Origin of the sequence: Pseudofrankia coriaricola (assembly GCF_032027725.1) — a bacterium.
In the GTDB taxonomy this organism is placed as follows: Bacteria; Actinomycetota; Actinomycetes; order Frankiales; family Frankiaceae; genus Pseudofrankia.
On the sequence record NZ_JASNFO010000043.1, the window covers coordinates 93,154 to 118,069 of the forward strand.

Genomic DNA, 24,916 nt, shown 5'->3' on the forward strand with positions numbered 1-24,916 from the left:
CCGACGTGCCGGGCGTGTCGGGCGAGCCGGGCTCGACGAACGATCCGCACGATTGACGGCCTTTCACGGGAAGGGTTGACATACCGCCCGGTCGACATCCTCGTCAACAACGCGGGCTTCGCCACCCACGGCGACGTCGCGACGGCCGACCCGGCCCGCCTGACGGCGCAGATACGGCTCAACTGCATCGCCGTGGTGGAGCTGACGGCACGATTCCTGCCCGCGATGACCGCGCGCGGCCACGGCATCATCATCAACGTCGCGAGCACCGCCGCGTTCCAGCCCGTGGCGCACATGGCCGTCTACGCCGCGACCAAGGCATTCGTCCTCTCCTTCGCCGAAGGCCTGTGGGCGGAGGCCAAGCCTGCCGGCGTCCGCGTGCTGGCGGTGTCCCCCGGCGCCACCGACACCCCGTTCTTCGACGTGGTCGGCGCCGAGGAAGCGTCGGTCGGCCGCCGCCGCACTCCGCAGCAGGTTGTTGCCACCGCCCTGCGCGGCCTCGAGAAGGGCCGCCCGTCCGTCGTCGACGGCCCCATGAACAAGCTCGTCGCGGGGCTGCCCCGGACGCTGCCCCGCCCCGCCGTGATCCGGATCGCCGAGCGGTCGGTCCGCCCGGACAACACCCACTGACGCGCTCGACGCCCGTCCGGGCCGGAGCCCAGGACCCGGCGGTGGATGGACACTTTGTCCGTTCCAATCTTGATCCCGAAAGGCGGTCGCCATGCCCGGCTCCGAGATCATGGATCTCAGTACAGAACGGCTGACAGTCCACGTTCCCGCGGCCAAATAGCGGCCGGAGCCGTGGTGAACCGTTCGCCCTTCCGCTCGCTACCTACCTTCAGGCGGAGGAGGTGGGCGGATGGCGCGACCTGAGCCGGACAGCGATGAGGCGCTGTTACACGCGGTCGCCGCCGGCGACGTTGGCGCGCTGACCCGGCTCTACGAGCGGCACGCCGGCGCGCTGTTCGGCTACCTCTACCGGCTGGCCGGCGACCGGATGACCGCCGAGGAGATCCTCCAGGACACGATGCTGGCGGTCTGGCGGTCGGCCGCCGCCTTCGAGGGCCGCTCGAAGGTGACCACCTGGCTGTTCGGGATCGCCCGCCGCCAGGCGCACAACCGTCTGCGCGGCCGGTCCGGCCCGGAGACTCTCGGCGTCCCCCTGCCCGATCGGCCCGACCAGGGCGCCGGCCCCGACGAGCTGGCGATCGCGGCGGCGGGCGGCACACCGGTGGCCGCGGCCATCGACCGGCTGCCCGACCACCACCGCGACGTGATCGCGCTGGTGTTCGTGGCCGGTCTGCCGCTCGCCGACGTCGCCGAGGTGCTCGCGATCCCCGTCGGCACGGTGAAGAGCCGGCTGCATCACGCCCGGGCCGCCGTCGCCGCCGCGCTCACCGCTCAGGAGGTGGCCGAATGAACGAGATGCTGCCCGCGTACGCCGCTGGCTCGCTGCGCGGCGCGGACCGCGACCGGGTCCGCGCGCACCTGGCGGGCTGCGCGCGCTGCCGCGCGGACCTCGCCGCCTGGCGGGCGATCGCGGATGCCGCGGCGCCGGGCGACGCGGCACCGGACGCCGCGTGGATGGTGCGGGCCGTGCTGACCCGGAGCGCGATCGAGGGGCCCGCCGACCCACCGGGCGACGGTTCCTGGACGAGACGGCCGCGGTACGCCGGGGCGCTGGTCGTGGCCGAGGCCCGGCTGATCCGGCTGGCCGTGCCCGTCGCCTCGGCGCTGGTGATGGCGCTCGGCGTGGCCATCGTTCTGGTTCAGGCGGCAGCCGCCCCGCGGCCCGCGACCGGCGCCGACGTGGTGCTCGCGTTGGTCGCCCCGATCGTGGCCGCGGCGGGTGTGGCAGGCACGTACCGGTCACGACGCGACCCGGCCGCCGAACTGGTCGCCGCCACCCCGACGGCCGGCCCGCTGTTGCTGCTGGTGCGCCTCGCGCTGGTGTTCGGATACGACCTGGTGCTCGCGGTGGCGGCCTCCGCCGCGTTGACCGCCGCCGCGGTGGACGGGGCCGCCAGCCTGCACGCGCTGATCGCCGCCTGGCTCGGGCCGATGGCGCTGCTGTCCTCGGTCAGCCTGTTGGTCGCCGTCCGGTTCGGGCCGGACGTCGCGGTCGGCGCCGCCATCGGACTGTGGGCGACGCGAGTGCTGGCGGGCGGTGTGTTCGCCAGCGACGACTGGCCGGCGAGGTTCATCGTGGACGCCTGGTCCACGAACGCGGCGGTCCTCGTCGTGAGCGCCGTGTTCGGGATCGCCGCGGTGGTGATGGCCGGGCGCCTTGGTCCCTACGACGGTGAACCGTCGGGCGGCTGGCGCGCTACCCATCCGATGTGAGACCACTGACGCTTTGGCGGTACGAGGCGCGCCGGGCGGGATGGGCGGCCCTGCTCGGTCCGCCGATCGCCGTCGCGCTGGGCGTCTCGGCCGCGCTCGCCAACCCGCGGCCGGGCGACGCGACGACGGCCCGCATCCTGCTCGGCGCCCTGGAGATGGCGGTGCCGCTCGCCGCCGGTGTCGCCTGCGCCTCGCTGGTCGGACGGGACCCGGCGGTGGAGCTGCAGCTCGCCGCGCCCACGCCGTACCGCGTCACGCTGCTGCGGCGCATGGTGGTGACGCTGGGCTGGGCCGCGGTGGTCGCCGGGCTGACGGCGGCCGTGCTGATCGCCACCGGCTGGTGGGCGCGCTGGCCGGCCAACCACGGGCCGTTCGCCGGGCAGCTCACCTGGGTGGCGCCGACCGCCGGGCTGGGGGCCGTGGGCTTCGCGGCGGGCGCCGTGTTCCGCGGCCCGGCGGCGGCCGGTGCGCTGGTCACCACGCTCTGGACGATCCAGCAGTTCTTCGGTGACCTGGCGCAGCGGCACCTGCCAGGACGGCTGCTCTACCTGTTCGCCACGACCCGCGGCGCGGTGCCCGGCGACTGGACCGAGAACCGGCTGGCGCTGCTCGGCGCGGCGGCCGCGCTCGTCGCGCTGGCCCTGGTCGTGCTGGCCCGCTCGGAACGGCTCATCGGCGAGGAGGACGAATGACCAGCCAGACCGCGCGCACGCTCGGCGCGAGCCTGAGGTACGAGTTCCGCATGCAGGTCCGCAAACGGTCGGTGTGGATCGTGCCCGCACTGACCGTCGTGCTGTTCCTGCTGATCGGCGGCAGCCTGCTGCGTGACCTGTTCGACCCCAACGAGAGGAAAGGGCAGCCGGCCGAGGCCAGAACCGCCGTCGTCGGCCTGGCGGTCCAGGTGCACGCGCTGCTGTCGATCGGGTTCGGCTGCCTGCTCGCCGATCGGCTCATCCGCGACGACCGGCTGCGGGTGGCGCCGATCCTGGACGCCACGCCCGCCCGGCCGGGTGCCCGGCTCGTCGGCAAGTACCTCGGCGCGGGCGCCGCGACGGCCGTACCGATCCTGGTGGTGTACTTCGGCTTCGCCGCGGCGTACGCGGTGCACACCGACGCCCCCCAGGCGCTCGGCTGGGCGCTGGCCACCTGCGCCGTGGTGATCGTGCCGGGCCTGCTGTTCGTGGCCGCCTTCGCGCTGACGCTGCCCCTGGTCATGCCTGCGCCGCTGTTCCGCGTGATCTTCGTCGGTTACTGGCTCTGGGGCAACGTGGTCGTGCCGGACATGATGCCGACGCTCGCGCGGACCCTCGTCCACCCGCTCGGCGGCTACCCGCTCGACGCGCTGCTCGACTTCCACGGCATCGACGGCGACGACACCTGGGCCGGCCCGGTGCCCGGCGCCACGCTGAACTTCCTGCGGCCGGCCCCGACACCGACGACCGCCTGGCTGTCCATCGCGGTGCTGCTGGTGCTCGCGGCCGCCGCACTCGCCGGAGGCCACGCGGTGCGCGCCCGTCGAGCCTGAAGCCACCCGAACGACGACAAGCAGAGGAAACCCCATGCGGATCGAGATCTCCGGCCTGACGAAGACGTACCGCGGCGGGGTGGCCGCCCTCGACGGCCTGGACCTGACCGTGCCCACCGGCATGTTCGGGCTGCTCGGCGCGAACGGCGCCGGCAAGACCACGCTGATGCGCATCCTCGCCGGCCTGGTACGGCCGACGTCCGGGCGGGTCACCGTGGGCGGGCACGACATGAGCACCGGCGCGGGGCGCACCGCCGTGCAGCGCGGTCTCGGCTACCTGCCGCAGGACCTCGGCGTCTATCCCGACCTGACGGCGCGTCAGTTCCTGGACTACCTCGCGCTGCTCAAGGGCGTGGACGACCGTACGACGCGCCGCCGGCGCGTCGGGGAGCTGCTCGAGGTGGTCGCCCTGACCGGGGACGCCGACCGCCGGCTGCGCGGCTTCTCCGGCGGGATGCGGCAACGGGTCGGCATCGCCCAGGCATTGCTCGCCGACCCGCAACTGCTGATCGTGGACGAGCCGACCGCGGGACTTGACCCGCAGGAGCGGATTCGCTTCCGCACCCTGCTGTCCCAGTTCGCCGGCCGGCGCACCGTGCTGCTGAGCACGCACATCGTCGACGACATCGCGCAGACCTGCGGCGAGGTGGCGGTGCTCGCCAGGGGCCGGCTCATCTTCCGCGGCACGGTTGACGAGCTGACCCACCGCGCGCGGGGCCGGGTGTGGTCGGTCGTCACCGATGGGCCGCCGCCGGCCGAGGGAATGGTCGTGTCCGCGCTGCCACACGAGGGCGGCACGCGGTACCGGGTCGTGGCGCCCGCGGCGCCGGACCCGCGGGCCCGACCGGTGGAGCCCGCCATCGAGGACGGGTACCTCGCGCTGACCACACGGTGAGGCGCCCGGCCGACGCGACGACGTCGATCGTCCGGGGCCTGCTCCCGCGCACTGCCTGGAGCAGGCCCCGCCTCCGCTGGCGGGCCGCGCCTCCGCTGGCGGCTACCGGGACAGCAGCACTCCCCCACCCGGGGAGGCGCCCACGCCCGACGCGTAGAGCGCGACGGAGGCGTCGGCGATCTGGTTGATGGCCGTGCCGCGCAGCTGCCGGACGCCCTCGAGCAGATGAGTGATGCCCTGCAGGTAGACCTCGGCGAGGTTTCCCCCGTGGGTGTTGACCGGAAGGCGGCCCTCCCGGCGGATGCCGCCGTCGGCGACGAACGGGCCGCCCTCGCCGATGTCGCAGAAGCCCCAGTCCTCGAGGCTCATGATGACGGACGGGGTGAACCCGTCGTAGAACAGCGCGACGTCGACGTCATCGGGTCCCAGGCCGGCGCGGTGGTAGAGGTCGCGAGCGGCGCGGCGGTGACCGGTACTGACGTAGTCCTCGTCGATGGTGTTGAACGACGCGGTGGCCCATTTGTACTCGCCGGTCGTCGCGACGGCGCGAATGCTCACCGGCGGGTGGCGCAGATCCCGGGCGCGTTCGGGGGTGGTGACGATGAGCGCGGCGGCGCCGTCGGACTCCATGCAGCAGTCCAGCAGCCGGAGCGGGTCGCAGACCAGCCGGGAGGCGTGGTGCTCCTCGACGGTGATCTCCTCGCGGAACCGCGCGTCGGGGTTGTTCACGGCGTTGCGCCGCGCGTTGATGGTGACCTCGGCGAACTGGTCGGTGGTGGTGCCGTAGAGCGCCATGTGCCGGCGCGCCTTCATCGCGTAGATCGCCGCCGGAAGCGCCATCCCGAACGGCGCGGTGTACGACGCCGCCAGCGGGATCGCCTGCCCCGGCTGCACGCCGGCGGCCACCGACTGACCGAGGCGCGCCTGCTGGATGAGCGAACGCACCACCACGACATAGTCGGCCAGGCCGGTCGCGACGGCGGCGTAGGCGTTGGCCACCGCGCCCGGCACGCCCGATCCACGGCCGCCCCAGACCAGGCCCGAGTACCGGAACTCCTTGGTACCGAGCGCGACGGCGAGGTCGGCCGGCCAGGTCGGGTCGTCGCAGTAGCCGGCGAACCCGTCGATGTCGGGTGCGTCGAGACCGGCGTCGGCACAGGCGTCGAGGACCGCGTCGAGCGCGATGCGGCCCAGGCCCAGAGGCGCCAGCGAGCCCCGGGTGCCGTAGGCCGAGTGCCCGATCCCCACGACGCAGGCCGCGTCCCGGCGGAACTCGCTCATGACAGCATCCGGAAGCAGGGCAGGGCCAGGTCGTCCCCGTCACCGAAACCGACCGGCGCGAGCGCGACCCGGTCTCCGACGTGGAGATCGTCCGGACTCCAGGCGTCGATCACGTTGCTGAGGATGCGCGCGGGATCTCCCTCGGTGCCCTCGAGCGTGACGACGGCGACGTTGTAGACCGCCGGCGCCTCCGGGGTGCCCGTCCGAGTCCGGTCGGGCACCCAGATGTAGGAATAGACGGTGCCGGTGCCGGGCAACGTCGACCAGTCCCACCTCACCGAGCCGCAGCGGTAGCAGCCGTCAGTGGGCGGATAGCGGTGCGCACCGCAGGATGCGCACCGCTGCACGTCAAGGCGTCCGGCCGCGGCCGCGCGCCACATCCCCTCGTTGATCGGTGCCACGACGGGATCGGGCATGCCGGCTGGGCGGTTGACGGCATCGCTCACCTGTACGTCCGTTCCCTTTCTGGTGCCTGTGGCATGGAGGCGCTCGCCGCGTCGGGACCCGGCGATGCCGGTCCGGTCTCGGGCCGGCGGCGTCAGTCCTCGAGGCCGAGCAGGCGCGCCGCGTTGCCGCGCATGATCATGCGTACCTCGCGGTCGTCGAGACCGTCGAGCTTGTTCACCCACTCGATCGCGTGCGCGACGCCCTCCGGGTGCGGGTAGTCCGAGCCGAACAGCACCCGCTCCGGACCGATCGCCCGCACCAGCCCGACGACGTCCTCCTCGTAGAACGGCGAGACGTAGAGGTGCTCCATGAGGACCTCGCTCGGCCGCCCGATCACCTCACCGCCGGGCCAGTAGCCCTTGCGGCCCATGTGCGCGGCGTGGTCGACGTCGTGCAGGAGCGGGACGACCCAGTTGATGCCGCACTCAAGCGCGACGACGGTCAGGCCCGGGAACCGGCCGAACAGGTTGTTGAGGACGTAGGAGGCAAGCGTGTCGGCAACCGGCTTGCCGGCGGTGAGGTACCACTGGAACGGGGTCTGGCCCTGCAGCGGGGGCGTCGCCGACTCACCGAACTGGACGCCGAGGGTGGCCAGGTAACGCGGGTCGGTGCTGTGGAAGACGAGTTTCACGTTCGCGTCCCGCAGCCGCGACCAGAAGCCGTCGTAGACGGGGTCGACCGGGGAGCGGCCCCACAGCGGGCCGGGCTTCATGACGACGGCGCGCGCGCCGGCGGCGATGACCCGGTCGATCTCGGCGATGGCCAGCTCGGCGTCCATCAGCGAGATCATCGGCGCGGTGATGATCCGGTTGTCCCGGTTGAAGCCCCACTCCTCGTCCAGCCACCGGTTGTAGGAGCGGATGTTCGCGTACAGGGCGGGGATGTCGTCGTGCAGCTCGTTCTCGGCCTGCAGCATCGCGGTACCGAGCATCAGGCCCGCCTGCACCCGCTCGGAGTCCATCTTCGCCAGCCGGGGGGCGCGCCGCATCATGTCCGGGTAGTCCCACCCCCGGATGAGCTCCCGGTGGACGAACCCGTCGGTGCTGTCCGGGTTGTCGAGCATCGTCCGCAGGGAACCGGGCGCGCCGATGTAGTCCGTCTGGATCACCCGCATGTAGCGGAACTGCCGGTCGCCGAAGTAGAGCTTGCCACGGCCCTTCTGGTCGACGCGCACATTGATGACTCGGTCGGCGAACGCAGGGTCGATGAAGCGGCTGAAGCAGTCGTACGGTTCGTAGTAGTGATGGTCGGCGTCGATCAGCTCGTAGCCGAGGTCCGGATGGGCGAAGACGGTTTCGGTACTCACAGGGATCCTCCCGACTCGTGGGCCGATGAGCCGGGCTCCCAGCGGCCGAACAGCGCGATGTTGGTGGTGAACAGGCGTCTCGATGAATCACGATCAGCGGTCGGTCCCTCACCGTGGGGCGCCGATACGCGGGGCCGGCGGCGTCGAGGGCGTCGAGGGCGTCGAGGGCGTCGGCATCATGTCGGCCATCACCTCGTGATGGCGCCCCGCCTGAGCCAGATCGAACGGATCTAAGTCCTCAGCCGATGGAACGGACATGACATCCTCCTGCCCGACATCCTCCTGCCCGCGAGCACGGCCACGGGGCGCCGTACCAGTCGATGAGAGTAAGCATGTACTCATTCCAGACTCAAGGCCAGACAGGCGGTCCGGCCCCGCCGGGTCGGCGAGCCGATCAGCGGGCCAGTGTCGAGGCGGGGGCGTCAGTCCTCGCGGACCGTGGCTCAGGTCAGCTTGAGGACGTCCGCCCCCGCCTCGGGTGGGCGCCGCGGCAGGCGCCACCAGCCGCCGTTGGTGGCGCGGCCGTGCCGCCGAGCGGCCAGGTCGAACTGACACCGCCCCGCGGGACCGTGCTTGCGCGCCGACGGCACCGCCGAACCCTTCGCCCCAGCGGGGCGAACCTTCCGCCAGTGGGCCGCCATTCCGGCGAACAGGTTCGACGAATGGACCAGCCTGCTCACAGCGGCACTCGACTTCGTCTCCGGACTTCCCGCAACACCACCCTCAGCACGCCACCGCGGACGGAGACAACGACCAAGCTAATTGATCACTGGCGCCTTCTCGCCGCCAGGTTCAGTCCCTACCGCGGCGACACCATCCAGCCGGTCACAGGCTCGTTCACGGGGTCGTCGCCCGAGGAGACGCAGGGTCTTGGCCTCCTTGTCCGACTTGTGTGCCACAATTCCGATGCGGCACTAAGCAGCCGCGACGGGGGAATAAATGATTGTCATATTTGAGCAATGTGTCGCCTGTGGGCAGCTTCCAGAGCCTGCTCGCCGTCTGGAGGTCCGGCTGCCCGAAGGGCGACGGGCGGTGGTGTGCAGCGACCACGACCCAGCGGCGCCCTGTTTCCGTGAAGATCTGCACTACCGGCTCTTCCGCTTCTACGGTGTCGCGATCGGTGACAGAGAAAGCATCGCGGCCATGGAGCGAGCCGCCGCGCTGGTTGCCGGGGCGCTCACGTCGAGGGACTGCCCCGACGGCGACCCACAGGCGTTCCTCGTCGGACAGCGGCAATGGAGCCGGCCGTGGCGATCAACAAGGACCTCCGCCACCGGCCCGAACGTCCGCGCCGCCGCGTTGCGCGACACCGTGCTTGCCGGACACGTCATCGGCCCTGCTCAGGATGGTCGTGGCCGACCGTGAGCTCTCGCGACGGACAGGCGCAGCCGGCCGCCGTGGAGGTCTAGGTCGGCAACCAGGATGATCGTGGGGGACTCGCCGTATCGTGCGTCCGCCGGTGGCGGTGTCGGGATCTCGATGCGGATGGCGGTGCCGCGCTACTGCCAGGACGAACACGGCGCTCCCTCGGTGGCCACAAACCTGTGGCCAGGATGCGGCCAGGCACCGACATTCCACGCACACCGATCGGCGCCGTCCTGCGGGTACGGGACAACGAACGGCACGAGATCAAGGTCGCGCGGACTTTCGTTGACCACTGTGGACGCTTGAACAGGAGGAGGGGCCACTCGTCCGAGTGGCCCCTCCGCTACGCGCCGACGAGTGGCTAGACTTCGGGTTGGCAGTTCACCTGTGCTCTGCTGTAGCGGGCGCGGCCTCGGGAGGGTGTTCGAGCACCCTCTCGGGGGTCCGTCCAACTGGACGGTGCCTACTCGCAGAAGACACGCACTTTGGCATCGGGTTGGTCGACCTCCACGGTCATCTCGTCGAGGTGCTCCACGAGCGTCTCGAGCTGTTCGGGCTTGAGCTGCGTCAGGTCGAACGGCACGCCCGACTTGTTCAGTTCGGCGTTGGCCTTACCCAGTGCCTGCGGCGGGATCAGGGCCGCCAGCCGCACGCCGGCCCGCAGCAGCTGCAGCGGCACCCGCACGTTGACCCGCCCCGGCTCACCGTTCTCAAGGGTGTCCACCACCACCCGCAGATACTTCGCCTTGCCCTTCGGCCGTGCGTCGAGACTCGCCGCCGCCGGCGGCTGGTCCCGTTCGAGCGCGGCGATGAGCTGCTCCGCCTCCTCGGCGGTGATCTTGCCCTCAGCCAGCATGTCGAGGATGTCCTTGCGCTGTTCGTTCATCGGACCTCTCTTATCGGATAGTTACGAGCACAGCCGTACGGCCCTGCTCGACGTCGACCCGGGTGCCGGGCAACGCGGAGACGATGCGCCAACCGGTGCCGAGTGCCCGCATCGCACTGACGCGGTACACGAGGCAGGCCACGGCCGCTACCAGTACGGCCAGGACCAGGACCGGTGAGAACACGAGCACTACGGGGAGTACCGGGACCCAGATCCGGATGGGACGACCGTCCGGGCGTTTGACCCGTGCGGTCACCAACTGCGGCATCATGTGCGACCCTCCAAGGCGGACAGTGCCTGCTGGGCGGTGATCTCGCCGCGGCGCAGCCGATCGATGATGTCGGCCCGCGACGGCGCCGGATCCGTCTCGACGAAGTCGAGCATCTGCATGATCCGGTTCAGTCGCGATTTGATCGTCGGGTAGCTCACCCCGAAGATCCGCTCCATCTCCTTGATGGAACCGTGGCACCGCACGAACGCCGTGACGAAGACCTGATCCTCGACGCCCAGCTGGGCCAGTTGCGGTAGCTCGAACTCGCCCTCGACCGCGACGCCGCTGCTCGCCAGACGCACCCGCTCGACGACGAACGGCTGGCCCCTGGTCAGGTTCGTGAGTTCCTGCCAATCCATCGCCCGCTCTGTCATATATCAAGTTGTACTCGCAGAAACTTCAATTTTCAAGAAGTTGATCTTGATTTTCTTAGATCAGTGCTTCCTCCAGCTCCCGGCTCGTCCGCCACCCCGCGGGGCGCACGTTCGCTCCGGCCAAGATCCGGTATGCCGAGTTGGGTCGACCACGGTCTCGGCCAATCCCGGAGATCCGGTACCGCTGTCTTGATGCCGACCGGGTGCCGTGGTGCACGACCGACGCCGAGACGATCACCATCGAGCCAGCAGCGCCGACAGCGGACGGTTATGGTCTGACCACATGCTGTCCATGGGGGGGTTGGCGCAACGATGAAGGCTGTACTGCCATGGGCATTCTGGATCTTCGCGGCTTTCTACGTCATGACCGCGCCCGGCGACGCCGCGGCTCTCGTGCACACAGCAGTCGGCTGGCTCGGCGCCCTCGGCAACGGCCTTTCCACTGTCGTCACCGACACCACCAGCTCCGTCTGAACCAGCCGGACATGGGGCGCGGCGGCGCGCACGCCGGGTGGCAACGCTCCAACCGATCACGCCCGGCGCCGGCCGGGCCGGGGATGGCGTAGGCGGTCAGGCGGTTGCCGTTGTCGATGTCGACTACGCGGTCGTGGTGGCCTGCGGTCGCCAGCGCATCCGTCAGGACAGCGAGCGCCCGCGTCCGCCAGCCGGCCGCTCGTCAACCAGCCCGCCAGAAGAGCGCAAGAACTCCTCGCCAAAGGCACCGCCGTCACCGAGGGTCACAGGTCGACGAGCTCGACGGTCACGGTCGCGATGTCACCCGGCTCCAGCGCTTCGGCCTGGCGGACGGCGCGCTTGACAGGCAGCACGTAGCCACGAGCGCTGTCGGGGAAGACCGAGGTCGTCCACGAGCTGCCGCCGACCGTGACCCGCACCCGCAGTGACCCGAAGCCGCGACGCAGCCCGCCAGCCCGCTCGCGGATCTCCTCGGAAGCTTCGGCAGGCAGGCTTACGAACGTCCAGCTGTCCGTACGCCGGGCATCCCATATCCACAGCTCGCTATCGAAAACGACGACCACCAGCTCAGTGTCACAGCCAGGTCCGACAGTCGATCGAGGCGAGGCCGCCGGCGCGGCCGCGGAGCTTGGTTCGACGGCCTGGCCGGCTCAGACGAGATCGCGGTCAAGACCATCGCCGCCCCGATCTTCGACCCGATCGGCCGAGTCCTGCTCTCGTTGAGCATCACCGGACCCGAGCACCCGATCCAGATCGACCACATCCTGGAACTGGGCCACCGCCTGGTCCAGTCCGCCGCGATCGCGACACGCCAGGCACGCGGCCGCGTTCCGAGCCGCGACCTCCCCACCGCCACGGCGGCCGGCCCCACCCGCCGCCGCCAGCACCATCGCCAGCCGCGGTCTTCGAACGACCGCCCCGAGCGGCGTGACGGCGCATTGGCGCAATACCAACCCAGCCACAGGGACCCGCCATGCAAACGTAATTTGTCGCTTACATGTCGTGAATACCTGCTGGTGACGATCGACAGATGCCAGGCCTCGAGTTCAGGCTGCTCGGCCGCGTCGAGGTGTACCGGGACGGACAGCCGGTGGACGTCGGTGGCCCCAAGCAGCGCGCTGTTCTCGCCTCGCTCCTGCTCCGGGTACGCAGGGTGGTTTCGGTCGATCAGCTCATCGACGACCTGTGGCCGGAACAGCCCCCGGCCCGGGCCGCGGCCACGGTACAGGTCTTCGTCTCGCAGCTGCGCCGGGCGCTCGAACCGGAGCGTTCCCGTGGTAGAGCGGCGACCGTCCTGGTCACGGCGTCTCCCGGCTACCTGCTCGACGTCGAGCCCGATGCCGTGGACGCGCACGCTTTCGCCGACCTGGTCGTGCGTGGCCGGGAGGCGCTCGACGCCGGGGACCCCGAGCGGGCGGCGCGGTCGCTGCTGCGCGCCGAGGCGATGCTGCGCGGCCCGGCACTGGTCGATGTCCCCGTCACGCCGTTCGTCCGGGCCGCGGCGGCCCGGTTGACGGAACTGCACCTTGGCGCGGTCGAGGACCGGATCGACGCCGAGCTCTCCCTGGGCCGGCACGCCGCACTGGTTGCCGAGCTGGAACAGCGGGTGCGCCGGCACCCGCTGCGAGAGCGGCTCCGGGCACAACTGATGCTCGGGCTGTACCGGTGCGGGCGGCAGGTGGAAGCGCTGGCCACCTATCGCGAGACCCGCCGGGTGCTTCACGACGAACTGGGGCTCGAGCCGGGCGTCCGGCTGCGCGAGCTGGAGCAGGCGGTGCTGCGGCAGGACCCGGTCCTGGCCTGGCAGCCGCCCACGCCGCCGGCCGTGCCGGTCGTCACGGCCGAGGTGGCGACGCCGGACCACGAGCCGCCGTCCGCGGATCGGCCGGGCAGGGTCCTGGTGGTCGATGACACCGCCATCAATCGCAAGCTCCTCGCGGCCGCGGTGGCCGGGCTCGGTCACGAGGTGGAGACGGCCGAGAACGGCCACCGGGCTCTCGAGATACTGAGGGCCGCTGATGACGGTCCGCGCGGGTTCGACATCGTTCTGCTGGATCTGCTCATGCCGGTACTGGACGGGTATGCGACTCTGGCTGAGATCAAGGCAGATCCCGTCCTGGCGGCTGTCCCGGTGATCATGGTGTCGGCTGTGCCGGAGCTGGAGAGCGTGGTGCGCTGCATCGAGCTGGGCGCGATCGACTATCTGCCGAAGCCGTACAGCTCGACGATGCTCCGGGCCCGGTTGCGCGCCTCGCTCCAGGCCCGGCGGTCGGCTGCTGAGCGGGAGACAGCCCTTCGGACTGAGATCGCCGCGCTTCGCGCGGAGGTCTCCCGGGGTCGGATCGGCAGCGGGCTCGAACACCCGTGAACTCCTCGCCGATGTCGCTGCGCGGTCTGGTCCGTAGCGGCGTCGGCATCGGTGTGGTCCTGCTGGCGGCGCTGTTGCTGGTCAGCTTGAAGGCCGAGAGCAGCACGCGGCGGGCGGCCGAGGCCGAGGCCCGGCGGTCGCAGTCGCTCCGCCTGGCCTACGAGCTGCGGCAGACCTCTGACGATCTGACCCGGATGGCGCGGACGTACGTGGTCACCGGCCAGCCGCGCTACCGCGCCTGGTTTCAGGAGATCCTGGAGATCCGGGACGGCACGGCACCAAGACCGGAGAACTACGACAACATCTATTGGGACGTGGTGACCGACACCGGTCGGCGGCCCACGCCGTTCGGTCCTCCGGTTGCCTTCGCCACGCTGGCCGCGCAGGCCGGGTTCACCCGCCAGGAGCTGGGCCTGCTCGCCACGGCCAAGGAGCGTTCGGACGCCCTGGCCATCGTCGAGAAGCGGGCGTTCGCCCTGGCCGCCCAAGGCGGTGCCGCCAACCGCAAGCAGGCGACGGACATGCTGTTCGACGCGTCCTATCTGCGGGCCAAGGACGAGATCATGCAGCCGATCGGGCAGGTGCTGACGCTCGTCGACACCCGCACGGCCCGGGAGACCGCGCGGGCGACGGACGAGGCCCGGGCCTGGTCTGTCGCCGCCGTCGTGGCGGGGCTGCTGCTCCTCGCGGGGATGGCGGTGTTCGCCCTCGTGACACGCCGGGCGGTGCTGCGCCCGGTCGCGGAGCTCGACGCCGCGACAGCCCGGATCGCCGCCGGGGAGGCAGATGTCCGGGCGCGGGTCGCGGGAGTAGGTGAACTGCGTTCCCTGGCAATGCGTTACAACGAGATGACCGAAAGGGTCCAGGGTCGCTCCGCCGAGCTGCGGTTGCTGCACCATGTTGCCGCTGCGGCACATCGAGCCACCGACCTCTCCGAGGCGGCGGCCGACGTGGTCGACCTGGTCCGCGCTCACACCGGATGGCCGGTCGGCCGGACCTACCACCGATACGGCGACCGGCTGGTGCCCTTGACGACGTCCGCCGACCTCCGCGCGAGCGCCGCCTCGCCCGGCCCGTCGAGCTTGCCGGGTCGGGCACTGGCGACCGGGGAGGCCGTCTGGCTGCCCGAACTCGCCTCCGAGCACGGGACGGCGCGGGGGCCGGGCGCGGGAATCGCCGTCCCGGTGCGTACCGGCCGAGGCGACAGCGCGGAGGTCGTCGCCGTGATGGAGTTCCTCACCGCCGACCCCACCGCCCCGGACACCGCTCTGCTGGCCCTCCTGTCGGACCTGGCGGCGCAGCTCGGCCAGGTCGCCGATCGGGTCCGCACCGCCGATGCGCTGCGCCACGCCGCCTCCTCCGCCCAGAGCGCCAACGCCGCCAAGAGCGCCTTCCTGGCCACCATGAGCCACGAGATCCGGACCCCGATGAACGCGGTCATCGGCATGTCGGGGCTGCTCCTGGACGGCCGTCTCGACGCCGACCAGCGACACCTCACCGAGGTCGTCCACGACAGCGCGCACTCGTTGCTTCTGCTGATCAACGACATCCTCGACTTCTCCAAGATCGAGGCCGGCCGCCTCAGCCTGGAACAGGTGCCGTTCCACGTCGCCGAATGCGTGGAGGCCGCCATCGATCTCGTCTCGGCCGATGCCGGCGCCAAGAACATCGAACTGGCCTGCAACATCGAACCCGGCACCCCGGCGGCCATGGTCGGCGACCCGACGCGGATCCGGCAGATCCTGCTCAACCTGCTGAGCAACGCGGTGAAGTTCACCGAACGAGGCGAGGTGACCGTCACGGTCGACGCGTCCTCGGGTGGCGTCGAAGGCACGCACGAGTGGCGCTTCATCGTGCGCGACACCGGCATCGGCATCCCACCCGAGCGCCTGGAGTCGATCTTCGACTCGTTCAGCCAGGTCGACACGTCCACCTCGCGGCGCTACGGCGGCACCGGGCTGGGCCTGGCCATCTGCCGCCGGCTGTCCGCCCTCATGGGCGGGACGATCACCGCTGCTTCCCAACCCGGCTCCGGCACCACCATGACCGTCACCATGCCGGCGGCGGCGGCGACGTTGGCGCGGCGGGATCCGGTACCTGAGGACACCTCCGCCCTGGCCGGTCGGGAGGTGCTCTTGGTGACCAGCGACTCCCGGACGCGCGTCCTGGTCGGGAACTGGCTGGTCCGGTCCTGGCGCATGAGGATCACCATCACGGCACCGACCGAGACCGCGCTTCGGTGGCTGCGCGCCGGACGCCGGTACGACACGGTGGTTCTCGATCATCGCCCCCCTCGGATGGACGGGCTGGCGTTGGCCAGGGCGCTGCGCGCCATCCCCGCCGGGGAGCAGGTGCCGATCGTGCTGATCACCTCCTTCGGCCGTCTCCCTGGGCCCGACGCCCCGCGCGACGTCTCGGTGGTGACCCGGCCGATCCGCCCAGCCCCGCTGTTCCGGGCGATGACCGCGGCGGTCGCCCGCCCGGCCGCCGTCGGGGCGTCGGTGGCCCCGTCCACTGCCGGCCCCGCGAACCCGGCGCGGGCAGCGGACGGAGCCGAGGCCATGCGGCTCCTGGTGGCCGACGATCACGCGGTGAACCTGCGACTGGTGCTCCTTCAGCTCACCGGACTTGGCCATCGTGCCGATCTCGTAAGCAGCGGCGCCGAGGCGGTGGCCGCGGTGCGGCGCGGGCGGTACGACGTCGTGCTCATGGACGTCCAGATGCCCGACATCGACGGCCTGGACGCCACCCGCCGGATCCGGGCTCACTTCGGCGGCCGGGGGCCGTGGATCATCGCGCTCACCGCCAACGCACAGCCCGGCGCGCGGGAGGCCTGCCTGGCGGCAGGCATGGACGACTACCTCACCAAGCCACTTGTGCGCCCCGACCTCGTCGCCGCTCTGGCTCGGGCACAACCACCGGGCGGCCGGCCCGTCCTGGATCCGGCCGCGCTCGAGCGGCTGAGCGAGCTTCTCGGTGGGACCACGGCAGCCCTGTCCGGCCTGATCACCGACTTCCTCACAGACGCGCCGAGGCTGGTGGACACGCTGTCCGCGGCCAGTTCCGACCCCGACTCGGTGCACCGCGCCGCGCACACCCTGAAGGGCCTCGGCGCCAGCTTCGGGGCCACCGACCTGGCCCGGCTGTGCCAGCGGGTCGAGACCCACACCGGCGCCGCCGACGAGGTGGGCCCACTGGTTCGGGAGATCGTCGCCGAACACGAACGCGTCGCCGTCGCCCTGCGCGCGCTCTGCTGAAGCGGTCGCCCCGCGCGCAGAGCTGAAGCCGCCCCACTGCGCGGTGGCCGGCACTTGGCCGTTGCTTGGCGGTTGTTTAGCGCCCGGATGTTGGCTGATCGGCAGGGGTCAGCGCCGCCCCCGTCGCCCGTTGGTCCGGCGGCCTCGGACCCGCGCCCGCGCCCGCAGAAAGGCAGCCCGCGATGAGCACCGTCAGCCCCCCGCACGACCCCGCAACCCACCAACCCAGCACCGGGTCCGCGAAGGAGACCCTGGAGGACTACACGCTCCGGTTCGCGCCGCGCAGTTACCGGCGCTGGGGCACGGGCATGGTCGCGATCTCGGCCCTCGGTGGCATCGCCTACCTCGCGGACTTCGCCATCGGGGCCAACATCGGCATCTCCTACGGAACGACGAACGCCTTGTGGGGCATCGCCGTCTTCGCCGTTGTGATCATCCTGACCGGCTTCCCGTTGGCCTTCTACGCCGCCCGTTACAACCTGGATCTCGACCTGATCACCAGGGGCAGCGGCTTCGGCTACTACGGCTCGGTCGTCTCGAACGTGATCTTCGCATCCTTCACGTTCATCTTCTTCGCCCTGGAGGGCTCGATCATGGCCCAGGGCCTGAACCTGGGCCTCCACATCCCGCTGTGGGCCGGCTACGCGACCTCCACGATCGTCATCTTCCCGCTCGTGGTCTACGGCATGAAGCTGCTCTCCACACTCCAGCTCTGGACGACACCGCTGTGGCTCGTGCTGATGGTGCTGCCGTTCGCCTACCTGCTGATCCGCCACCCCGACTCGATCAGCGCGTTCTTCGACTACGGCGGGCAGGACGGCAAGGGCGGGTTCGACCTCGGCTCGGTCTTCCTGGCGGCCGGCGTCTGCCTCTCGCTGATCGCCCAGATCGCCGAGCAGATCGACTACCTGCGCTTCATGCCGCCGCGCACGCCGGAGAACTCGCGCCGCTGGTGGACCGCGATGGTGCTGGCCGGTCCGGGCTGGGTGGTCTTCGGCGCCATCAAGCAGATCATCGGCATGTTCCTGGCGGTCTACATCATCGCCAACGTCGCGGACGGCGCTGGCGTGGCCAACCAGCCGGTGCACCAGTTCCTGGAGATCTACCAGGACATTCTGCCGCACTGGGGCGCGCTGGCCCTCGCCGTCGCGCTCGTCGTGATCAGTCAGGTCAAGATCAACGTTACCAACGCCTATTCCGGCTCGCTGGCCTGGACCAACTCGTTCACCCGGATCACCAGGACCTACCCCGGCCGGCTGGTCTTCCTCGGCTTCAATCTGCTCGTGGCGTTGATCCTGATGGAGGCCGACATGTTCAGCTTCCTCAACACGATCCTCGCCTTCTACGCCAACTGTGGCATGGCCTGGGTGGTCGCGGTCGCCTCCGACATCGTTTTCAACAAGTACCTGCTCAAGATCTCGCCGCTGAAGCCCGAGTTCCGCCGGGGCATGCTCTACGCCGTCAACCCGGTCGGGTTCGGGGCGATGGTGCTGGCGGCGGGCATCTCGATCATCGACTTCTACGGCGGCCTCGGCTCCGGTCTCAAGCCCTACTCCCCGCTCGTCGCGATCGTGCTCGCCCTCGTCCTGCCACCGATCCTGGCCGTGGCCACGAAGGGCAAGTACTACCTGCGCCGCACGGACGACGGCATCGACCTGCCGATGTACGACGAGTACGGCAATCCGTCAGGTGAGACCCTGACCTGCCACGTCTGCCGGCAGGAGTACGAACGGCCGGACATGCTCAAGTGCCAGACGCACGATGCCTACATCTGCTCGCTCGACCTCTCGACCGACAAGGTCGGCGACCACGTGCTCCCGGCCCAGCTCTGACCCGCCCGGCCGACTGATCAGCCGGCGGCCAACCCGGGCACCCTTTCGTGTCGACCCCGACAGGGAGCCCGGGAAGGCCGCCGGGCGACGTCGCCTCCTGGCGAGGCAATGATCGGCAACGGTGTCGCAGCACCCTCCAGACCAGCGCCGGCCGTGCCGCGTCGTCAGTCGCTCGGCCGCGATACACCCCGTCCGATCGGATGCTGCTGGTCACATTGGCCCGGATTCGACGGCCACGCCACCGTCCGGGCAGGCAGCGTCCGCCAGCGGCGGGTGAGAATCGCCTCCCGTGGCACGCGGAGGACAGGCCGCGGGCCTTCCATAGACTGCGGGTCAACTGTCACCGGCTGATGAGGCTCCCGCTGTGCGCGCACTGCTAGTCGAGAATGTCCACCCGGACGCCGCCGCGATCCTGGGGACCGCCGGCGCGCAGGTCGAGACGATCGACCGGGCGCTCGACCAACGAGCGCTGATCGCGGCCCTGGACGGCATCCAACTGCTGGGGATCAGGTCGAAGACCGAGGTCACCGAGGCGGTGTTCGATCAGGCGCCGGACCTGCTCGCCGTCGGCGCGTTCTGCATCGGCACCAACCAGGTGGATCTCGGCGCCGCGCGCGAGCGAGGCATCGCCGTGTTCAACGCCCCCTTCTCCAATACCCGCAGCGTGGTCGAGCTCGCGCTCGCGGAGATCATCGCCTTGACGCGGCGGTTGATCCCCAAGAACGCCGGCATGCACGCCGGCGTGTGGGACAAGTCGGCCGAGGCGGCCCACGAGGTCCGCGGCCGGCGGCTGGGCATCGTCGGCTACGGCAACATCGGCGCGCAGCTGTCGGTGCTGGCCGAGGCGCTCGGGATGAGCGTGTACTTCTACGACACCGCCGACAAGCTGGCGCTCGGCAATGCCCGCCGCTGCGCCAGCCTCGATGATCTGCTGACGGTCGCGGATGTCGTGACGCTTCACGTGGACGGACGCTCCGGCAACAGCGGGATGTTCGGCGCGGAGCAGTTCGACCGCATGAAGCCCGGCAGCCTGTTCCTCAACCTCTCGCGCGGCTTCGTCGTGGATCATCGTGCGCTGCGCGAGAACGTGGAGAGCGGGCATCTGGCTGGCGCGGCGATCGACGTCTTCCCGCACGAGCCGGCCGGGCGGGGCGACGAGTTCCGCTCTGAGCTTCGAGACCTGCCGAACGTGATCCTCACCCCGCACATCGCCGGCTCGACCGAGGAGGCCCAGCAGGACATCGGCCGCTACGTCGCGGGCAAGCTGCGGGACTACCAGCACGACGGCAGCACCGCGATGAGCGTCAACCTGCCGCATCTGTCCCTGCCACGGCGATCGGGCGGATGTCGGATCGCTCATCTGCACCGCAATGTGCCCGGCGTGCTTGCGAAGATCAACAGCCTGTTGGCCGAGCACAAGGTCAACATCGACGGACAGCTCCTCGACACCCGCGGCGAGTACGGGTACGTCCTGACGGATGTCGCCCTCGACTACCCGGCCGCTGTCCTCGACTCACTGGCCGCGCTGCCGGAGACCGTCCGGGTACGGCGGCTGGGATGAACGCGCCGACCGCCGGGCTGACGCCGACTGCTGACGTGGCGGCAACCTCTGACACGGCACCGGGTTCTGACCGGACGCTGACCTCGGCCCTGGCGGAGGAGCTGCGCGCCGCCGTCGGTGCCGCCCATCTGCTTACCGACCCCTCGGTCATCGCCTCCTTCGAGTCCGACTGGACCGGTCGGTTCCGCGGCCGCGCTCGTTGCGTGGTCCGTCCGGCCGACACCACGGAGGTGGCGGCGGTGATGGCCGCCGCCGCCAGGGCAAAGGCGTCCATCTGCGTCCAGGGCGGTAACACCGGCCTGGTCGGAGGCAGCGTGCCCGTCGACGGCGCGATCCTGCTCAGCACGGCCCGGCTGACCGCGCTCGAACCGGTGGAGGTGATCTCCGGCCAGGTCACCGTGGGCGCGGGCGTCACCCTGGCCGCGTTGCAACGGCACGTCCGCGCCGTGGGCTACGACTTCGGGGTCGACTTCGCGGCGCGGGATTCGGCCACTGTAGGCGGTCTGGTCGCCACCAACGCTGGCGGCGAGCGGGTGCTGCGGTACGGCACGACCCGGGCCCAGGTGCTTGGGATCGAGGCGGTGCTCGCCGACGGTTCGATCATCAGCCGGCTCACGGGGCTCCCGAAGGACAACACCGGCTACCACGAGATGTCGCTGCTGACCGGCAGCGAAGGCACGCTGGGGATCATCACCCGGCTGCGCCTGCGGCTCGTCCCCCGACTGACCGAGCGGGCAGTGGCCCTGGTCGCCGTGGACGACATCACCGCGGCGCTGTCGGTCGTGAGGAAGGCGCGCAACCGGCTGCCGTCGCTGGAGGCCGCCGAGCTGTTCTTCGCCGACGGCCTCGCGCTGGTCCGCGAAAAGACCGGCCTGTCCGCTCCGTTCGCCGAAACCTACCCGGCCTACCTCGTCCTCGAGTGCGCCGGCCGGACCGACCCGACCGAGGACCTGCTCGAGGCACTGGCGGACAGCGACGCCGTGCGGGACGCGACCGTCGCCACCGATGCCCGAGGCCGCCACACGCTTTGGGCCTACCGCGAGGCGCACACCGAGTCGATCAACGCCGCCGGCGTCCCGGTGAAACTCGACGTCGCCGTCCCGCTGACGGCGCTGGCCGAGATGGTGGCGTCGCTTCCGGCCACGATAGCGGCCGCCTGCCAGACCGCCCGGCCGATCCTGTTCGGTCACATCAACGAGGGAAACCTGCACGTCAACGTGCTCGACGCGACCAGCGACGCCGAAGCCGTGACGGACGCGGTGCTGCGGCTGGTCGCGTCGCACGGCGGGAGCATCAGCGCCGAGCACGGCGTCGGCCGGGCCAAGCGCGCGTGGCTCGGGCTGTCCCGGTCGCCTCAGGAGATCGCGATGATGCGCGCGGTCAAACGGGGACTCGACCCTGACGGGCTACTCAACCCGGGCGTCCTGCTCGATCCAGCCTGAGCGGCTCCGATGCGTTGTCCGGGCTGTCCGGCCGGGCATCCTGACACTTCAGGCCAGTAGAGGAATGCTGGCGGGCACCGACTTGCGGGTGGCATCGGTGATGCACTGGGCGATGGCGCTGATGGTGCCGGTGAAGCCGACAGCCTTGAGGCCGTTCATGGCGCTGATGCAGAACGAGTCGTTACCGATGATGAAGACCTGGTCGGAGCCGTTGTCGGCGATCTGCTGCATCTGGGGTGTCATGTCGGCGGTGCCCGGTGCCACGCGGACGAGCCCGTAGCCGATGCCGGCCTTCTGGAACAGCGGCGGTGCGACGTCCTGGGCGGAGTGGAGCGCCGCTGGGACGTCGATGACGATGGCGCTGACCTTCTTGTTGCCCTTGTCCTTCGCGACCTGGATCGGCCGGTCGATCATGGGGAAGGTCGGGTTGCCGAGGCTGAAGGTCGTCGGGCTGGCGAGCAGGCCAGGGTCGCTCGAGCCGTAGACCACGACGGGGATCTTGGCGTCGTTCAGCGGCTTCCAGGCGCTCTCGACGACGCCCGAGGTACCGATCAGGACGGCGGAGACACCTTTCTCGACCATCTGGTTACCGCAGTCGGTGGCCTTGGCAAGGTCACCCAGGGTCTCACAGATCGTGATCTCGATCGGCCGGCCGCCGATGCCGGACTTGTGCTCGTTGAGGTACTTCGCGGTCGCCTCGGCGACCTTGTTGTCGTTGGTGTGGTCGGCGACCGGGCTGGCCCCGTCCGTGATGAAGCCGATCTTGACGAGTACGCCCGTCGCCTTGGCGATCGGGCCCACGGCATCTCCTAGATCGTCACCGACGGTCCGGTACCGCGGCTTCCCGGTCGCGGACAGTGACGTACGGCTGTAGTGTCGCGTCGCCAAGGACGTGCGTCATCGAGGCGGGGTGCCCGACCGGGAATCCCATCGAACCATGCCGTTCCTCCTCCACGTACCCGGCGAGGCCATGTCGTTCCCGAGATTTCGACAACCGGGAGGAGATGCAGGGTGGCCGTCGGAAGAATCCTGTTGGACGCGGCGGCGTCGCTGACGACGCCGCTGCTGCCCGATGACTACCTCGGGTTGGTCGACCCGCTCTGGTCGCGGCGCGGGTCGCGGGGGCGGGTCGTGGCTGTCCATCCGGAGGCCGCTGGCGCCGCGAGCCTGGTGATCCGTCCCGGCGCGGGCTGGAAGGAACACCGCGCGGGTCAGTACGTCCGGGTCGGCGTTGCCGTCGACGGCGTGTGGCACTGGCGTCCCTACTCGGTGTCCTCCGCCCCGGGAGATCCGGGCGGTGTCGTTTCGATCACGGTCAAATCCGTCCCAGGCGGCCGGCTGTCCCAGCACCTCGTAGAGCGGGTCCGACCCGGCGCGGTCGTCCGCCTCGAGCACCCACAGGGCCGGTTCGTGCTGCCGCGGGCGATCCCGCCGCGGTTGCTGTTCGTGACCGCCGGCAGCGGCATCACGCCGGTGATGTCGATGCTGCGCAGCCTTGCGCTGCGTGGCGAGATGCCGGACGTGGTCCTTGTGCACTCCGCTCCGTCCCGGGACGACGTCATCTTCGGCAGCGAACTACGGGACCTGGCAGCCCGGTTCCCGACCCTTCGGCTATACGAGCACCACACCAGGGCGGGCGGCCGGTACGCCGGGCGCCTCACGGCGGCGGCACTGCCCGTGATCTGCCCGGATTGGGCCGAACGGCCGACCTGGGCCTGCGGACCCCCGGGGCTGCTCGCCGACGCCGAGGCCCGGTGGTGCCACGCGGGGATCGCGGACCGGCTGCGCGTCGAGCGGTTCCATCCCGCACCCGCCCCCGGTGGCGGTGGCGGGGCCGGGGGCCGAGTCCGGTTCACCAGAAGTGGCCGGCAGGCACACGCCCACGGCGACACCCCGCTGCTGGCGGTCGGTGAGGACGCCGGCGTGCTCATGCCGAGCGGCTGCCGCATGGGTATCTGCCACAGCTGCATGGCACGGCTCACCTCCGGACGCGTGCGCGACCTGCGCACCGGGCGGGAATACGGCGACGAGGGCGACCTCGTCCAAACATGTGTGTCGACCGCGGTCGGCGACGTCGAGATCGATGTGTAAGGGGTCGACGGATGGCAGGCAGAACCGGTCTCACCGCGGCCGAGGTCGACGAGTTCGGCCGCGAGCTCGATCGTCTCCGGGAGGCGGTCATCGCCAGCCGGGGGGAGGGCGACGCCCAGTACATCCGCCGGGTGATCGCCGCCCAGCGGGGCCTGGAGGCAGGTGGGCGGGCGGTCCTGTTCGCGTCCCTGCTGCCGCCGGCGTGGCTGGCGGGCACGGCGATGCTGGCCACCGCCAAGATCCTCGAGAACATGGAGATCGGGCACAACGTCCTGCACGGGCAGTGGGACTGGATGCGCGACCCTGAGATCCACTCCACCACCTGGGAGTGGGACTCGGCCTCGCCCGCCGAGCAGTGGAAGCACTCGCACAACTATGTGCACCACACCTACACCAACGTCCTCGGCAAGGACCGGGACATCGGCTACACCCTGCTGCGCGTCCACCCGGAGCAGCGCTGGCACCCGGTGTACCTCACCCAGCCGGTCTACAACCTGGCGCTCGCGGCGGTCTTCGAATGGGGCATCGCCCTCTACGACACAGAGATCGAACGGGCCTGGCGGGGGGAGAAGAGCTGGGGCCAGACGTGGGCGCAGGTCCGGGTGTCGCTGCGCAAGATGGGACGGCAGGCGGCCAAGGACTACGTGGCGTTCCCGCTGCTCGCCGGCCCGGCGTTCCTGCCCGTCCTTTTCGGCAACCTCACCGCGAACGTCGCCCGCAACGTCTGGGCGCACACCATCATTTTCTGTGGCCATTTCCCGGAGGGAGCGGACGTCTTCACCGAGGAACAGGTCGAGGGCGAGACCCGCGGCGGGTGGTACACACGGCAGGTACTGGGCTCGGCCAACATCGACGGCCCGGCGCTCTTGCACCTGCTGAGCGGGAACCTGAGTTTCCAGATCGAGCACCACCTGTTCCCCGACCTGCCCAGCAACCGGTACGCCCAGATCGCCCCGCAGGTACGCGCCCTCTGCGAACGCTTCGGCCTCCCCTACACCAGCGGGGGCCTGCTGCGGCAGACGACCAGCGTATGGAAGCGCATCATCCGACTCTCGCTTCCCGGACCCGCCCGACAGGTTGCCGACACCGCCACATCGCAGCCAGAGCCCGTGCTCGCCGCGGCCTGACCGCACCCGCGGACCTGGCACTCGCTCAGTTCGGCCTACGCAACAGTGCCCTCGGCCGCGCCGTCTGGCTC

The 24,916-nt window shown here is 70.6% G+C and carries 24 protein-coding genes and 1 pseudogene; 15 read left to right on the forward strand and 10 right to left on the reverse strand.

The features are described from left to right. Positions 1-75 precede the first annotated feature (75 nt). The 6 genes from QOZ89_RS23245 (at position 76) to QOZ89_RS23270 (ending at position 4,763) form a co-directional block, all read left to right on the forward strand. Positions 76-630, forward strand: a complete 555-nt coding sequence (locus QOZ89_RS23245; protein ID WP_312625185.1) for an SDR family NAD(P)-dependent oxidoreductase — start codon at positions 76-78, stop codon at positions 628-630. Positions 631-859: 229 nt separating this feature from the next. Continuing rightward, positions 860-1,420, forward strand: a complete 561-nt coding sequence (locus QOZ89_RS23250; RefSeq protein ID WP_071046288.1) for an RNA polymerase sigma factor — start codon at positions 860-862, stop codon at positions 1,418-1,420. Further along, on the forward strand, positions 1,417-2,343 hold the full coding sequence (locus tag QOZ89_RS23255; protein WP_071046287.1) for a zf-HC2 domain-containing protein: 927 nt from the start codon (positions 1,417-1,419) through the stop codon (positions 2,341-2,343). The genes QOZ89_RS23250 and QOZ89_RS23255 overlap by 4 nt, the downstream gene beginning before the upstream one ends. Beyond that, positions 2,340-3,035, forward strand: coding sequence for a hypothetical protein (locus QOZ89_RS23260; protein WP_071046286.1), 696 nt, complete (start codon positions 2,340-2,342; stop codon positions 3,033-3,035). The genes QOZ89_RS23255 and QOZ89_RS23260 overlap by 4 nt, the downstream gene beginning before the upstream one ends. Then, positions 3,032-3,868, forward strand: coding sequence for a hypothetical protein (locus QOZ89_RS23265; protein WP_312625193.1), 837 nt, complete (start codon positions 3,032-3,034; stop codon positions 3,866-3,868). The genes QOZ89_RS23260 and QOZ89_RS23265 overlap by 4 nt, the downstream gene beginning before the upstream one ends. Before the next feature lie 34 nt (positions 3,869-3,902). Then, positions 3,903-4,763 carry an ABC transporter ATP-binding protein gene (locus QOZ89_RS23270; RefSeq protein ID WP_071046284.1) on the forward strand — a complete coding sequence of 287 codons (861 nt, stop codon included), beginning with the start codon at positions 3,903-3,905 and terminating at the stop codon, positions 4,761-4,763. Between the two features lie 102 nt (positions 4,764-4,865). Here QOZ89_RS23270 and QOZ89_RS23275 read toward each other — a convergent pair whose 3' ends face one another. From QOZ89_RS23275 to QOZ89_RS23290, 4 genes are all read right to left on the reverse strand, one after another. Then, entirely contained in the window at positions 4,866-6,044 is a 1,179-nt protein-coding gene (locus QOZ89_RS23275; protein ID WP_312625195.1) for a thiolase C-terminal domain-containing protein, read from the reverse strand. Continuing rightward, positions 6,041-6,490 carry a Zn-ribbon domain-containing OB-fold protein gene (locus QOZ89_RS23280; protein WP_083417992.1) on the reverse strand — a complete coding sequence of 150 codons (450 nt, stop codon included), beginning with the start codon at positions 6,488-6,490 and terminating at the stop codon, positions 6,041-6,043. The genes QOZ89_RS23275 and QOZ89_RS23280 overlap by 4 nt, the downstream gene beginning before the upstream one ends. Positions 6,491-6,582: 92 nt before the next feature. Next, positions 6,583-7,797 (reverse strand): amidohydrolase family protein, encoded by a 1,215-nt coding sequence (locus QOZ89_RS23285; protein ID WP_071046282.1) that lies wholly within the window; start codon positions 7,795-7,797, stop codon positions 6,583-6,585. 443 nt (positions 7,798-8,240) lie between these two features. Further along, entirely contained in the window at positions 8,241-8,477 is a 237-nt protein-coding gene (locus QOZ89_RS23290; protein ID WP_071046281.1) for a hypothetical protein, read from the reverse strand. 352 nt (positions 8,478-8,829) lie between these two features. Here QOZ89_RS23290 and QOZ89_RS23295 point away from each other — a divergent pair, with 352 nt between their 5' ends. Next, a complete protein-coding gene (locus QOZ89_RS23295) occupies positions 8,830-9,162 on the forward strand; it encodes a hypothetical protein (protein WP_071046280.1) in 333 nt (110 codons plus the stop codon). 463 nt (positions 9,163-9,625) lie between these two features. Here QOZ89_RS23295 and QOZ89_RS23300 read toward each other — a convergent pair whose 3' ends face one another. The 3 genes from QOZ89_RS23300 to QOZ89_RS23310 are packed head-to-tail and all read right to left on the reverse strand — an operon-like array spanning position 9,626 to position 10,678. Continuing rightward, the gene (locus QOZ89_RS23300; protein ID WP_071046279.1) at positions 9,626-10,048 is read right to left on the reverse strand and encodes an SHOCT-like domain-containing protein; all 423 of its coding nucleotides are present in this window, start codon (positions 10,046-10,048) and stop codon (positions 9,626-9,628) included. Between the two features lie 10 nt (positions 10,049-10,058). Continuing rightward, positions 10,059-10,319, reverse strand: coding sequence for a hypothetical protein (locus QOZ89_RS23305; RefSeq protein ID WP_071046278.1), 261 nt, complete (start codon positions 10,317-10,319; stop codon positions 10,059-10,061). Beyond that, a complete protein-coding gene (locus QOZ89_RS23310; protein ID WP_071046277.1) occupies positions 10,316-10,678 on the reverse strand; it encodes a DUF2089 domain-containing protein in 363 nt (120 codons plus the stop codon). Before QOZ89_RS23310 ends, QOZ89_RS23305 begins: the two co-directional genes overlap by 4 nt. A 327-nt stretch (positions 10,679-11,005) precedes the next feature. On the opposite strand from QOZ89_RS23310, the gene QOZ89_RS23315 reads away from it, so the two are divergent. Next, complete coding sequence (locus QOZ89_RS23315; RefSeq protein ID WP_198543016.1) at positions 11,006-11,167, forward strand: hypothetical protein; 162 nt, start codon at positions 11,006-11,008, stop codon at positions 11,165-11,167. A gap of 263 nt (positions 11,168-11,430) precedes the next feature. On the opposite strand, the gene QOZ89_RS23320 is transcribed toward QOZ89_RS23315, so the two are convergent. Beyond that, complete coding sequence (locus tag QOZ89_RS23320) at positions 11,431-11,730, reverse strand: DUF1905 domain-containing protein (protein ID WP_071046276.1); 300 nt, start codon at positions 11,728-11,730, stop codon at positions 11,431-11,433. An 87-nt stretch (positions 11,731-11,817) separates the two neighbouring features. Continuing rightward, positions 11,818-12,057: a hypothetical protein gene (locus QOZ89_RS23325; RefSeq protein ID WP_312625204.1), complete on the reverse strand. Its 240-nt coding sequence runs from the start codon at positions 12,055-12,057 to the stop codon at positions 11,818-11,820. Positions 12,058-12,197: 140 nt separating this feature from the next. Between QOZ89_RS23325 and QOZ89_RS23330 the strand changes: the two genes are divergently transcribed. From QOZ89_RS23330 to QOZ89_RS23350, 5 genes are all read left to right on the forward strand, one after another. Next, complete coding sequence (locus tag QOZ89_RS23330; RefSeq protein ID WP_071046275.1) at positions 12,198-13,535, forward strand: BTAD domain-containing putative transcriptional regulator; 1,338 nt, start codon at positions 12,198-12,200, stop codon at positions 13,533-13,535. Beyond that, on the forward strand, positions 13,532-16,792 hold the full coding sequence (locus QOZ89_RS23335; RefSeq protein ID WP_071046274.1) for a hybrid sensor histidine kinase/response regulator: 3,261 nt from the start codon (positions 13,532-13,534) through the stop codon (positions 16,790-16,792). The genes QOZ89_RS23330 and QOZ89_RS23335 overlap by 4 nt, the downstream gene beginning before the upstream one ends. A gap of 182 nt (positions 16,793-16,974) precedes the next feature. Beyond that, positions 16,975-18,624, forward strand: a complete 1,650-nt coding sequence (locus QOZ89_RS23340; RefSeq protein WP_071046273.1) for a purine-cytosine permease family protein — start codon at positions 16,975-16,977, stop codon at positions 18,622-18,624. Between the two features lie 364 nt (positions 18,625-18,988). Continuing rightward, the gene (serA, locus tag QOZ89_RS23345) at positions 18,989-20,185 is read left to right on the forward strand and encodes a phosphoglycerate dehydrogenase (protein WP_071046272.1); all 1,197 of its coding nucleotides are present in this window, start codon (positions 18,989-18,991) and stop codon (positions 20,183-20,185) included. After that, positions 20,182-21,627 (forward strand): FAD-binding oxidoreductase, encoded by a 1,446-nt coding sequence (locus QOZ89_RS23350; protein ID WP_241841420.1) that lies wholly within the window; start codon positions 20,182-20,184, stop codon positions 21,625-21,627. The genes serA and QOZ89_RS23350 overlap by 4 nt, the downstream gene beginning before the upstream one ends. A gap of 66 nt (positions 21,628-21,693) precedes the next feature. Here the strand turns inward: QOZ89_RS23350 and QOZ89_RS23355 are convergent. After that, a pseudogene (locus QOZ89_RS23355) lies at positions 21,694-22,434 on the reverse strand (ABC transporter substrate-binding protein); the annotation flags it as partial. A gap of 204 nt (positions 22,435-22,638) precedes the next feature. On the opposite strand from QOZ89_RS23355, the gene QOZ89_RS23360 reads away from it, so the two are divergent. After that, the gene (locus QOZ89_RS23360; RefSeq protein ID WP_312625210.1) at positions 22,639-23,718 is read left to right on the forward strand and encodes a ferredoxin reductase; all 1,080 of its coding nucleotides are present in this window, start codon (positions 22,639-22,641) and stop codon (positions 23,716-23,718) included. Positions 23,719-23,729: 11 nt separating this feature from the next. Continuing rightward, positions 23,730-24,845: a fatty acid desaturase family protein gene (locus QOZ89_RS23365; RefSeq protein WP_312625212.1), complete on the forward strand. Its 1,116-nt coding sequence runs from the start codon at positions 23,730-23,732 to the stop codon at positions 24,843-24,845. The last annotated feature ends 71 nt before the right edge of the window (positions 24,846-24,916 follow it).